The sequence below is a fragment of the Fusibacter sp. JL298sf-3 genome (assembly GCF_053842995.1).
Window position 1 is genome coordinate 996797 of the sequence record NZ_CM132608.1, and the last position, 12361, is coordinate 1009157.

Annotated in this window: 10 protein-coding genes; 1 reads left to right on the forward strand and 9 read right to left on the reverse strand. The window is 45.7% G+C overall.

The window, feature by feature from the left end; genetic code table 11:
• Positions 1–9 precede the first annotated feature (9 nt).
• Together mutS and miaB are read right to left on the reverse strand one after the other, a co-directional pair.
• Positions 10–2610, reverse strand: a complete 2601-nt coding sequence (gene mutS, locus ACR6HW_RS04865; protein ID WP_455730864.1) for a DNA mismatch repair protein MutS — start codon at positions 2608–2610, stop codon at positions 10–12.
• Positions 2610–4010: a tRNA (N6-isopentenyl adenosine(37)-C2)-methylthiotransferase MiaB gene (miaB, locus tag ACR6HW_RS04870; protein ID WP_459251974.1), complete on the reverse strand. Its 1401-nt coding sequence runs from the start codon at positions 4008–4010 to the stop codon at positions 2610–2612. The genes mutS and miaB overlap by 1 nt, the downstream gene beginning before the upstream one ends.
• Before the next feature lie 489 nt (positions 4011–4499).
• Between miaB and ACR6HW_RS04875 the strand changes: the two genes are divergently transcribed.
• On the forward strand, positions 4500–5819 hold the full coding sequence (locus ACR6HW_RS04875) for an IS1380 family transposase (RefSeq protein ID WP_455728983.1): 1320 nt from the start codon (positions 4500–4502) through the stop codon (positions 5817–5819).
• 602 nt (positions 5820–6421) lie between these two features.
• Here ACR6HW_RS04875 and ACR6HW_RS04880 read toward each other — a convergent pair.
• The 7 genes from ACR6HW_RS04880 to ACR6HW_RS04910 are packed head-to-tail and all read right to left on the reverse strand — an operon-like array spanning position 6422 to position 12280.
• Positions 6422–7096 (reverse strand): N-acetylmuramoyl-L-alanine amidase family protein, encoded by a 675-nt coding sequence (locus ACR6HW_RS04880; RefSeq protein ID WP_455730041.1) that lies wholly within the window; start codon positions 7094–7096, stop codon positions 6422–6424.
• Positions 7096–7494: a phage holin family protein gene (locus tag ACR6HW_RS04885; protein ID WP_455730042.1), complete on the reverse strand. Its 399-nt coding sequence runs from the start codon at positions 7492–7494 to the stop codon at positions 7096–7098. The genes ACR6HW_RS04880 and ACR6HW_RS04885 overlap by 1 nt, the downstream gene beginning before the upstream one ends.
• 13 nt (positions 7495–7507) lie before the next feature.
• A complete protein-coding gene (locus ACR6HW_RS04890) occupies positions 7508–8869 on the reverse strand; it encodes a hypothetical protein (RefSeq protein WP_455730043.1) in 1362 nt (453 codons plus the stop codon).
• The gene (locus ACR6HW_RS04895; RefSeq protein ID WP_455730044.1) at positions 8870–10285 is read right to left on the reverse strand and encodes a hypothetical protein; all 1416 of its coding nucleotides are present in this window, start codon (positions 10283–10285) and stop codon (positions 8870–8872) included.
• Positions 10286–10300: 15 nt separating this feature from the next.
• A complete protein-coding gene (locus tag ACR6HW_RS04900; RefSeq protein ID WP_455730045.1) occupies positions 10301–10783 on the reverse strand; it encodes a hypothetical protein in 483 nt (160 codons plus the stop codon).
• Complete coding sequence (locus tag ACR6HW_RS04905; RefSeq protein ID WP_455730046.1) at positions 10776–12059, reverse strand: hypothetical protein; 1284 nt, start codon at positions 12057–12059, stop codon at positions 10776–10778. Before ACR6HW_RS04905 ends, ACR6HW_RS04900 begins: the two co-directional genes overlap by 8 nt.
• Complete coding sequence (locus tag ACR6HW_RS04910; RefSeq protein ID WP_455730047.1) at positions 12056–12280, reverse strand: hypothetical protein; 225 nt, start codon at positions 12278–12280, stop codon at positions 12056–12058. Before ACR6HW_RS04910 ends, ACR6HW_RS04905 begins: the two co-directional genes overlap by 4 nt.
• Positions 12281–12361: the final 81 nt, after the last annotated feature.

The window sequence follows — 12361 nt, forward strand, 5'->3', positions numbered from 1 at the left end:
TCTCTTTCTTTAAGATTCTTCAACGCACTTTACCAGTTCGTAAAGTGTGTTCATCGCTTCAATCGGCGTCATCCGGTCGACGCTCACCGCTTTGAGTTTGTCCAAGACGGGATGTTTTTCCTTTATGACGCGCACAGAGGCGGACTCGCCCTTGATGGATTCGATGTTGTTGTTGATGTCGTTTTCTTCAAGCTGTGATAAAATGCCCTTCGCCCGCTCGATGACCCCTTCTGGGACACCGGCGAGTTTGGCCACCTGTATGCCGTAACTTTGGCTGGCGCCGCCGGGCTCTATTTTTCTCAAAAAGACGATGTCGTCTGCGGCTTCCTTTACGGCAATTCTGTAGTTCTGAACACCTTTGACCCGTCCTTCTAGTTCGGTGAGTTCGTGGTAATGCGTGGCAAACAGCGTTTTAGCGCCGATGCCTACCTCACCTGCAATGTACTCCACCACGCTCCAAGCGATGCTGAGGCCGTCGTAAGTGCTGGTGCCACGACCGATTTCATCGAGGATAATTAGGGAGTTCGACGACGCGTTGTTGAGTATGTTCGCCAGTTCGTTCATTTCCACCATAAAGGTACTCTGTCCCTGAGACAAGTCGTCAGAAGCGCCGACACGGGTGAAGATTCGGTCGACTATGCCAATTTCCGCTTTGGTTGCAGGCACGAAGCAACCGATTTGAGCCAGCAGCGTAATCAGCGCCACCTGTCTGAGATACGTCGATTTTCCCGCCATATTGGGCCCTGTAATAATATAAAAATGACCGACTTTTTGATCCATGACGGTGTCGTTCGGCACAAATGGGCTGTCGTTGAAAATGCGTTCCACCACGGGATGACGGCCATTCTTGATGTTTAAAACATCTTTGGTGGTGACTTTCGGCTTTACATAGCCGTAGCGGTAACTGCACTCGGCAAACGACAGCAGGGCATCGAGTTCCGATATGGCAGTGGCCGTCTGCTGAATGGCCTCAATATGCGCTGTGAGTGCCACTTTTAGGGTACTGAACAGCTCTTGTTCCAAGCGGTTGATTTTTTCCTCAGCGCCGAGTACCTTCTCTTCAAGGGTCTTGAGTTCCGGCGTGATGTACCGCTCGGCATTGGCCAGTGTCTGTTTGCGTATATAGTGTTCCGGGGCATTTTTGCTGCTGCCCTTTGAGATTTCAATGTAGTAGCCAAAGACTTTGTTAAAGCCCATTTTGAGGTTTTTAATGCCCGTCTTTTCGCGTTCCTCTGCCTCCATGTTGAGTATCCACTGTTTGCCGTTGCCGACAATGTCCCTAAGCTCATCAAGCTCTTTAGAGTAGCCGGTCTTAATGACCCCGCCGTCTTTAATGACCATCGGCGGTTCCTCTTCTATAGACGTCTCAATCAACTCGTGTACCGCCTCGAGCAAGTCGATGCGCGACGCGATGGTCTGTAACTTGGCTTCTTCCTCGGCTTCTATAAGAGCGCGTACATCGGGCAGTGCGGCAATGGAGTACTTGAGCATAATCAAGTCCCGAGGATTGATGCTGCCGTAGACGAGTTTAGACGTTAGACGCTCCAAATCGTAAATTTGTTTCAAATGGGTTCTGAGATCGCTGCGAAGCAACAAATCGTCTACGAGAATGGCCACGGTGTTGAGGCGCTCGTCAATAGCGGCGACGTCTAAGAGAGGTTCTTCAAGCCACGCTTTTATGCGTCTTGCGCCCATAGCTGTGCACGTCTTATCGATGACCCAAAGCAAGCTGCCTTTCTTCTCTTTGGTGCGCATGGTCTCGGTGAGTTCCAAGTTGCGCCGTGTGAATTGATCCAGTACCATAAAGCCCGATGGGCTGTAGAGGTCGATTTTGGTGAGATGGGTGAGCGGCACTTTTGCCGTCTCTTCAATATAGGTCAGCAATGCTCCTGCGGCACACAGTGCGCCGTCCAACTCGGCAAAGCCCAAGCTTTCAACGGCGTACACCTTAAAGAGCCGCTTGATGATTTGTTCGCCGGCATGCTGCTGAAACGCGTAGGGCAAATAAGCCGTTGTGTTAATGGCGTTGTGTGCAATAAATTGAGTGAGGACTTCCGGCAAAGCGCTGTCTTTATCGGTGATGAGTTCGCTTGGCATGACTTTATTGAGTTCATCTACCACATTCTGAAGGGTTCTCACCTGCGTCGCTTTAAAGACCCCTGTGGTGATGTCACAATAGGCGATGCCGTACTGCCCTTCCGTCAGCTGAACGGCTGCGACGTAGTTGTTGTCCCCAGCGTCCAGCATCTCGGGATCGGTAATGGTCCCCGGCGTCACAATTCGCACCACTTCGCGTTTGACAATCCCCTTCGCCAGCGCCGGATCTTCAACTTGCTCGCAAATGGCCACTTTAATGCCTCTATCGACGAGCTTTTTAATGTAGCCGTCCACCGAATGGTAAGGGACGCCGCAGAGCGGCGCCTTTTCTTCGAGACCGCAGTTTCGAGCGGTCAGTGTTATCTCCAGTTCGCGCGACGCTCGAATGGCGTCGTCGAAAAACATTTCGTAAAAGTCCCCGAGCCTGTAAAACAAGATGTAGTCCATGTACTGGGACTTGATCTCGTAGTACTGCTTCATCATGGGGGTGAGTTTCCCTGTGTCTATTGGCATCATGCGCGTTCTCCATATAGTGAATACTGTTTAGGTTTGGTTATACGAACTTTTACTGTCTCGCCGATACACGACGGTGTGCCTTCAAAGTTGACGGTAATTCCCTGTGTGGTCTTGCCCATAAGCACTTCTTTTGAATGCTTCGAGAACCCTTCCACCAAGACGTCCACTTCTTTACCGAGAAAACTGTTCATGCGTTTGGCAATGCCCGGCTTCAGGGCTTCTATTAAGTGTTGAATGCGATTGGACTTAACGTCTTCTGGCACTTGGTCTTCAAAGGTCGCCGCCGGTGTGCCCGTGCGCTTGGAATAGATATAAGTGAATGCCGAATCGTATTGAACGGTATCTACAGCCTTTAAGGTATCTTCAAAATCTGCGTCTGTTTCGCCTGGGAATCCGACGATTAAATCGGTGGTCAACCCGATGTCCGGCATAAGTGTCCGGGCGCGTTCGACGATGTCAAAATACTGAGCTTTGGTGTAGTGGCGGTTCATGCGCTTTAAAATCTTGTCACTGCCCGATTGCATCGGCAAGTGCAGCGATTTACAGATGTTGTCGTACTGTGCCATGACTTCCAATAACCTCTGGTCGATGTCCTTCGGGTGCGACGTCATAAAGCGAATCCGCTCTAAACCGTCCACTTGCGCCACTGCTTCCATGAGGTCGGCAAAGGTCGTCGGCGCATCGAGGGTTTTTCCGTACGAGTTGACGTTCTGACCGAGCAACATCACTTCTTTTGTCCCGTCTTGAACCATTGCTTCAACTTCAGCGACGATGTCCGCCACTTTTCGGCTCCGCTCGCGGCCCCTCGTATAAGGTACAATACAATAGGTGCAGAAATTGTTGCAACCGTACATGATGTTGACGAACCCTTTGAGGCTCTTGAGACGGTTCACCGGCAGCCCCTCGATAACTTCTCCCTGCGAATCCCAGACTTCCACAACCTGCGATTCACTGTTGTACACTTCTAAAAGCAGCGCCGGAAAGTTGTGTAGATTGTGCGTTCCGAAGACCAGATCGACGTATTTGTAGCGTTTTTTGATTTCCTCTACAACGTGAGGCTGCTGCATCATACACCCGCACACGGCGAGTTTTAAATCGGGGTTGAGCTCTTTAAGCTTCTTAATATGACCGAGATTGCCATAGACGCGAAGCTCGGCGTTTTCTCTGACGCAACAGGTGTTGAAGATGATAAAATCCGCATCCGCATTTTCATCGGTCATAACGTAGCCCATCTCCATCAACATGGCATTGAGTTTTTCTGAGTCGTGCTCGTTCATCTGACAACCGTAGGTTATAGTGAGATGCTTTTTTCTTTTACCGGTTTCAAAGAAGTATTGATCATTTATCTCTCTAATCTTTCTTATAATTTCATCATTCGTATTAAGAATGTTTTCCACAGATTCTATGTTTACTGATTCCCTTTTTGACATTTTCATGTTCCTCCTCGTTTAAATCTTTTCTATTATATCAAATTTTCATGCTTTTGAAAGTGTCGAGCGTCCATATGGAAAAAAGTTCATGAAATGTTCACTTAACGAATTTTTCATTGTGTAAATTATCGAATTTTAATCGTACTAAACAGCTTCTTGTATTTACCATATTATGTATGTTATACGAACCGGAGACCTTCACAAAACGTTGATTTTATGCTATATTGAGTACATAAGAAATGTTGATCAGCATTCAAAATTTATTTGTTAGGAGAATACTAATCCTGAATTATTCATGACGGTTCACGAAATACTCCCCAAAACCGCATAGTTACTGTATTTTAGATTACTTTTGCTTTTCACTTATCAAGTGAAACCTAAATAAATAGAAGAAGAGCTCCAACTTTGTTAAAATGTAGTTACCACACAAACACCAAAACAAAGGAGAAACTCTTCATGTCTAGTGTAAGTTCACTTCAGCTCGAAAGCAATAGTAAAATCAAAATAAATTTCAATGGAGGCGATTTATCCTCCGATTCGGGGCTGCTTCTCATAAAAGAATTCGCCCATAAGTTTGGCTTCAATAAACACATCAGCCAGTTTGTAACGGACAAAAATGATAGCTTCCGTAAACACAAAGACCATCAAAATCTATCCCAGCTAATTTATCAAATCCTTGCTGGATACTTTAATGACAATGATGCAGACGAACTGACCAATGAACCTGTCTTTAAAAGTATTCTGGGTAAACAGGCTCTTGCCTCACAACCCACACTGTCGAGGTTCTGGAACCGTATGGATGGGGATACAGTCAAACAGTTTGAAGATATCATCCGTCATATGAGGTCATCGGCCTACAGGACTAAAATGCCAGAACAAGTTCTGCTTGATCTTGATTCAACCCTACTTAACACGTACGGCAAGCAGGAAGGCGAAGGCTTTAATTACCACTATCAAGCTCATGGATATCACCCCTTACTCTGCTATGACGGACTCACTGGAGATCTTCTCAAAGCAGAGCTTAGAGATGGTACCGCCTATAGTTCTACAGGCGTCTGCGAGTTCATGCAGCCCTTACTTGATGAATACTTTACAAAGTATCCTGATGTCCATCTGTTCCTCCGTGGAGACAGTGGTTTTGCAACACCAGACTTGTACAAACAGTGTGAAAGCAATGGTGTATCCTATGCCATACGCTTGAAAGCAAACAAAATACTGTATGCTCACGCAAAACATTTGGATGATGAAATAACCGAAGCTACAAAGGATAACATGATTGATTATGTGGTCCGTTATGATGAGTTCTTGTACCAAGCCGGTAAATGGGACTATCCTAGACGGGTTATCGTCAAGGTCGAGAAACCGTACAATCAGCTAACCAATCAGTATGCCTTTATTGTGACCAACATGGATCTCAGTCCTGAAGAACTCATTAAGTTCTATCGAAATCGAGGCACCATGGAAAACTTTATCAAAGAAGGTAAAAGTGGCTTCAACTTTGCATCAACGCCAAGTAAGGACAAAGTCGTTAATGCAAATCATCTACTGCTCCATGTCCTAGCATACAACCTATTTAATTACTTTAAACGATTGGTATTACCTAAAAGCATGAAGAAAATGTTGATAGATACCATTCGATTGAAGCTGCTCAAAATCGCATCAAAGGTTGTTAAAGCAGCAAGATATATTCATTTCAAACTGTGTAGCAGTTGTCCATACAAGAATGAGTTCTATGAAATTCTTGAGAACATCCGTCGACTTCCACAGTTGGAATAAACGTAACTGATGAACTTTGAAATCTGAAAATCGAGAAAAGTATTGTCCACAGGATAAGTCTGCCCATTTTTAGGTGATAAACAGGAAGACGTCTTCTATGATAAGCATTATGAAGCGCAAAAACTTAAATCCGCTCGATTTTTGGTGATATCATGGGTTCATGAATAATTCAGGCTAATTATGCTAAAAATTAATTGGAATCATGCTTTTGAAATTACAATCAAAGAAGAAATCATTTATGCTGAGTCAACTACCCCAGCTCACGGTACCCGCTATGAAAATCATAATTCTAGAACATTCAAATCAAAATTCTTTACCAACTTAAAAATAGATCTACTAAACATGAGCTTAAATAAGAATTTTAAAAAAGCAAACATAGTTCACACGTTACTTAACTTTATGAAATCCAAAATCCTTTGCTTCCGTCGCATATTTTTTAACTTTATAAAATCTAGCATGCCTTTTTTCGCAAGCACGTTTAAAAGGATAATAAAGGCATTCTGCGGGGATTTTTTGTAAAAGACTGTTTTTACTCAAGACAACACTACGCGAAAACTTGCTGCCTATGGAGCAACAAGTTTTCGTACTCTTTTTCTTTTCTCTCAATTATTGCATTTCATTTTTGTAATAAGCTCTGCCCAGTACCGATCCAAAGGATCCTCATTATATTCAATCAATTTCTCAATCCTATTAATCCAAGAAGGGTTCAAACCTCTGTCTAAGATAATGCGTTTCCATTCATCAAGCTTTAAATGCCCTATATGCGCCATATACTCCTGCGCAATAGCATTTGCCGCCAAACACAAAAAGTCATCGTCACAAAGCAAATCATGCTCTTGAGGGTTCGTTATGAACCCTAGTTCTACAAGTATGGCTGGTTGTTTCGTATTTTTCAAAACATAAAAAGCTCTGTGTTTAACACCTCTATCTTTCAAGTGAGTTGTAGAAACAAGTGCCGCTTGTACTTTTTTCGCAAGTTCTGTCCGTTCCCCACCTGAAGCACTGGTGTACACTTCAACACCATTTGCTTCTAGATTCTTAGCTGCATTAACATGCAAGCTTATAAAGTGTGTGGCCTTGCTTCTATTTGCAAAGGCCACACGTGATTTCAGAGACAAAGTGGTATCTTCTGTTCTAGTGAGCGCACAAGGAACGCCTGCGGTTCTCAAAGTCTCTTCTAACATGATTGCAAGCTTTAATGTGATATCCTTTTCTTTTAGACTTTTCCCCACTGCACCAGGATCACGTCCACCGTGACCAGCATCGATTAATAGCATTACTCCACCTCCGAACTGTCTTTCCAAGCTTTAAGCGTTCGCATCATAACCTTGGGAATAGGTACGCCAATTACCGAAAGGTTTTCTGTTAGACTGATACCTTCATTGGCAACAAAAAACATCATAACAGCTGTTCTGACAACCTGTGTCCCAGCGACTTTGTCCATTTGATGAGCAACAATGACGGCAATAAGTGTACCGATTTTTTTCATTAAACCACGCCACCCAATATCTGATGACAGATTTTTCTCAACTGCTCCTTTCATTACGCCGGTAACATAATCTAAAGCAATGAACAATATCAAAATTTTAAATAGTAAATCGACACCTCCAAATACGAGGGATCCAATTGTCCCTAACGTTGTTACGGTACCTTTTACAAGTGTACTTTCATGCATGTGTTTCTCCCTTCTACAGTTCTTCATAGCTAATTGTCCCCGGCGATCTGCCGGCATTGACTTTGCTTATATAATCCGTCAGACGACCTTTTCCGAGACGCCCACCGGAATCGACAACAAACTCAGTAAAAAATCCAGACTTTCCAAAACTGTGATTCACTTCAGTGATGACGCCGATGTCCTCTGCCACATCATCGACGATGTGCGCGGCATCCCCCGGCGTGAGATGCGGTCTAAACGGCCCTCTAAACGCTTCGACTTTTCCGACATTCTTTAAACGTTCAGCCAGCTCTGTTGCATAAAGATCTGCTGACGTAGAGCTACTACCATCCGGCATTTGAACATAAAGTGTCTTTTTTGCTTGAAGGTTCCACCCGGTGTACGCTACAACGTCCTTGTAGACCTTAACAGTGTAATCCGATGTGTGCACGCAGACCCTGCGGTACGCACTCATATCATCGCGGGATACCTGTCTTGAAAATATATCTTTGCCTCTTCGAAACGTATAGGTGCCCCGCCGAGTAAACATTCTGTACGAGGGGCTGCCAACGACGATGGTACCGTCGGTGAGCTCCTCTACTTTCCAGTTCACCGACGCTTTGAAAATTTCTTTTAGTGCATCGTAAGCTGTTGTCGACGGTTCAAACTCAAATCGATTTGCTGTCGTCGACGGCTCTATCATGTACTGATCAGATGTGAGATTTGCGTTTTCAAAGATTTCTGCCACCACTTTGTCCAGTGTGTTCCAGTTCGGCTTTGAGTCTTCATCTAAGGTCTGATCCGCAAGTGCTTTACCAATTAAGTTCCTACCGTCAGCGCTGACGGTTTCAGTTAGCAAGTCAAAATCCGACTTATCAATAAAAAAAGAACCCATTTCATAAGATTCCGAATCACCTGCGGCAAATTCAAATGTCACTTTTGCCCCTGGCGACAGAAGTGCGGTACGTTCAGAGATGCCTACATTGTCGGGGACATCTCTGTTTGGGTCTACGGGATTGGCGAGACTCAGCGTGAAGGATGATATTGGTCCAGACAGACTGTGCTTGATGCTACCGGATTCGAGGTACCTGTCCATTTCAAAGGCAAACTCGTAAATAAGCAGTTGATGCCCACCTTCTGACCACATCGCCCCTACGAGGCCAAACCCTTGAAGGTCTCTTACCTCAAAATGCTCCACGTCATCTGACGGCGAGACGCTCTGCGCGGTTTCCCAGCTCAGACTTTCATACTGACCATTTGCTTTTCCCGATGCAGCGCCTACTATCAAGCCGGCGTGCAGACCAAACTGCTGAAGCACGGTATCCGAATACTGAATCAGATTTGGCGATGCCCGCCCTTGCCCAACACTCACTGTCGTTTTAAAAGTCAGTTCCATCTAGTAGCCTCCGAACTGAATCTCATAGTCGATGTCTAAAACGTACTCTTGTGTCTTGGGGTAATACGGCACTGTGAAGTCTGCGCTTATAACCGCACCTTCAGCTGGCGGCGCGGCAAATTTAACCGTTGGTTTCACTGCTGCATCATTTATAAGATGCAGGCTTTCGATAAATACCGATCCGAAGTAATACGATTTAGTACAAGTTACCTGAATATGTGAATAGTCTTGCGTGAAGGTAAATGAACCTGTTTTATTGACTGTACTGCTGTCGAAATAAAGCCGCGTGAGTTCAGTAAAATTTTCCCCGTCGTTCGCCCCATAAAGGACAATATCAAAACGCGAGCTTTTTCCATACTCGGGACTACCACTCCCCTCAAATCCGATGGTTTTCCCCACGATATTGCTAGGGGTAGCAATTACAATGTCGGTATTTAGATCACTCTTTTCACCGTAGAGGTAGGGTGCAGCAATCCCCTTGACGGCTTCTCCGATGCTTAGGATGGATAATTTTTCAGCAGCCTCTGTAACCGATGGGTTTGTGACCACTGCCGCCGGATCTGTCACGCCCGCTACTTTAAACGTATACGCGCTAAGCTCGGGGCGCTGTGTTTCAAAAGTATCTGTAATGCCATCTCCTACGCCGATTTTAAAATCACTTATAGAAAAGCTCACGGGCATTATCTTTTTTGAAACGCCCATTAGCCCCACCTCAGCACACCTTACATCGGGCGACTCTATGGGAAAGCGTGTGGCAAGTAGCACCTTTCTGTTTGCAACCTCCGGCGTTACCGTTACCTCTGTAGGGGCTTTTCTTACAGATGTGACTATTGAATGATGCGGTGCCTGTAATGGTACTTCCGCAAGGCCAATCTCCAAGTTACTCGGCATCACGCCACCAGTGAGATATTCCAGGAGTAAGTTGCTCTCTGCCGGCTCTGTAAAGTAAACACGTTCTGTATTTGAGAGCTCAATGAACACCGTGGCGTAAATCACGACGACATCGATGTTTGTTTTCTCTATACTGAGTGGATTGCCCTCAGCGTCTTTAATCATGGCGTGGGTTACGGCGTGCGTTTCCGCACTTCCAAACCCAATGCCCACCTCTCTCAAAGTTGCCCCGACGTACTCTTCAGGTGCAAGCGTTATCTTCTTTGTCCACTTTGATAGAGGTAGCGCTTTCACTCTTTCCACATCTTCTGCTAACTTACTGCCTAACGGTGCAAAGAGCTGATTGCGATCTGCCGACGGTGTTCCCGAGCCGGTTCCAAAATGGATATACTTAAAATAAGGGCGGAAGTTACACAGTTTTTCGTACATTTGATTCAGCACGATGTTCTCCGCGGAAGCCCTTTGAATCGTCTGCCCCTCTCTTATGACTTCAATATCAAACCTATTGTGTATCTTTGTTTTCATTTTTATAATCGCCTCCTATGGATTCACTATGCCCACGTATTCAAAGTTTGCGGTTACATCGCTACCCACTGTGATTCGGCCGGTCTCAAACGCAGACGTATACCGCACCTCTATCAATTGTGCCTCGACCTGCGTACTAGCAAACAGTACTTCATGACGGTGGGGATTGGGTTTAGGGGCTAACTCTGTTGGTGTAAACGCTACAGAAAAGCTTTTAACAGCACCACCTCTGCCGGTAAGTGCCCCCGCGGTCATATCGTAATGTACCGTTAGTTCACCAACGACATTATTGAATCGTTTTGTCTCAAGTACCGTGATTAAAATTGCCTTATTTCTTGATGGATGCAGAGTAACTGCTTCAATTTCATAGTCGCCCTCTATAAGAGGCCCGTTTACATATTGGTGCTCTACACCTGTAATGCTAAATCCGGCCTTACTTACTACTGAAATCTCTTCTGTAAACTGGATTCCAATCTTTTGTCCTATACCTTTACTCATTCCACACCTCCAGTACCTCTGGTAATGGCACTTGCGGCGGATTGAGATTTATAGGGGTGAAGGTAAAAGTCATCGGCACATAGGTGTATCCAGCTTCATTCAGCGCTTCATTTACGCTAACCTCTAAACCGCCCTCTGCATCATTAAACCCGAACTCATGAACCGATTCATCTACCGTGACGGCAAAGGTCTTATTATCGACTTTTGCCACGGTTGTTTCATACGTTGCGCCTGTCTGCACGTTCTTTAAAACTACGACGGGGGTGTTCTCAATGCCGAACTTAAAGTCAACCTGTACCTTAAACCCGAAGTCTTCACGCCCATCCTTTACTACTGGTTTATTCTCTGCCGTAAGGGCATTGTCCGTACGTGCAAACAGACAGCGGGCTTCAGCTTCTGTATCGCTTTTTACAGTTTCGGTAAACGGCACATCCCGGTAATTCACCGGTGTAAATACGGCCTTTGCATTCGTCTCTACGTAAATCGTCTCGGCACCAACAGCCATCCCTGCCCAGTTTCTTTCAGTAACGGCCCAGTGCAGCGTGTCATCGGCGCGCCTTGCAATTATGGCCAGTCTGTAGTCTAGGAGCACCGCCGCGTTCACCTCTACAAAAGTTCCTTGTAACGCAGTGACTTCGCGCTCTGCCTCCCACAGCAAAGCCCCATCTTCTTGGAGACAGTACGCTCTGTAATAGGGGCGCCCGCCCTTTAGATAAAGAACAACAAGCCCTTGATCCAGCTCTACATGATACTTGTTTTTCCATCCTCTAATGGCGACAACCTGATTCACACCTGATGCTAGGGTGATTCTCGTTTCAGCATCGTGCCAGAGCTGTGCGTTCAGCGCGTTGCTATCGTCTACCCAAAACACCCACGGCGCATCGGCGGTTTTAAAACGCCACTTACTGCGCCATCTAAACCAGTCGCCATCAAAACAAATGGCCACCGCTTTCGCGGGGCCTAGTGTAAATTGATGCTGCCATCCGTGTTTGTGGTAGTCGGGATATTCGCGCATCGTGGTTTTAGCCACTCCGCTGTCTATGTGTATCTCATAAAGCCGATCTGGACGACCATAGTTTTTAAGACGACGCGCGGCGATGCGGATATCGCCTAAACCGTCCTTTTTACGAATTTCTTCCACGGTCCAATAGGTGGAATCAATCACGGCGGTCTTTGCCCTGGCGATTTGAACGGACATCCTCGGGGCAGCGGCATTGGTTGTCGTTTGTCTTTGTAAGTTTACTTTCTTTCCGAGGTCACCAGGTAGCGGTCTCATTCTTTTAGCTCCAACACACATTGACCCACATACCGACAGTCAGCTTTCTCACTAGAATATTGGAGTCTCGACCAGGCAATGCGTTCTGAGATAAAGCCTGCTTCGTCACCGAGACTTACCAAAGCATACTGGGCCTGCAACACATTGATTTTGTCGACTTGCACCCCATCGGCAACAATTTCAAATTCCAGTTTCTTTATGGGACTTCCAATTGTCTGCACATGCATAGTGCCGTCCAAAAGCCTGTTCTTTACAACAATTGGTTCAAAGATAGTAGGTGTAATCCGTCTACATATTCGGCT

What these genes read in the sequence shown, in the direction of transcription:
- ACR6HW_RS04880 (WP_455730041.1), bottom strand. Translation starts at nt 7,096, where the DNA reads ATGCTATTAATCGATGCTGGTCACGGTGGACGTGATCCTGGTGCAGTG.
- ACR6HW_RS04875 (WP_455728983.1), top strand. Translation starts at nt 4,500, where the DNA reads ATGTCTAGTGTAAGTTCACTTCAGCTCGAAAGCAATAGTAAAATCAAA.
- ACR6HW_RS04895 (WP_455730044.1), bottom strand. Translation starts at nt 10,285, where the DNA reads ATGAAAACAAAGATACACAATAGGTTTGATATTGAAGTCATAAGAGAG.
- ACR6HW_RS04890 (WP_455730043.1), bottom strand. Translation starts at nt 8,869, where the DNA reads ATGGAACTGACTTTTAAAACGACAGTGAGTGTTGGGCAAGGGCGGGCA.
- ACR6HW_RS04905 (WP_455730046.1), bottom strand. Translation starts at nt 12,059, where the DNA reads ATGAGACCGCTACCTGGTGACCTCGGAAAGAAAGTAAACTTACAAAGA.
- ACR6HW_RS04885 (WP_455730042.1), bottom strand. Translation starts at nt 7,494, where the DNA reads ATGCATGAAAGTACACTTGTAAAAGGTACCGTAACAACGTTAGGGACA.
- ACR6HW_RS04900 (WP_455730045.1), bottom strand. Translation starts at nt 10,783, where the DNA reads ATGAGTAAAGGTATAGGACAAAAGATTGGAATCCAGTTTACAGAAGAG.
- mutS (WP_455730864.1), bottom strand. Translation starts at nt 2,610, where the DNA reads ATGCCAATAGACACAGGGAAACTCACCCCCATGATGAAGCAGTACTAC.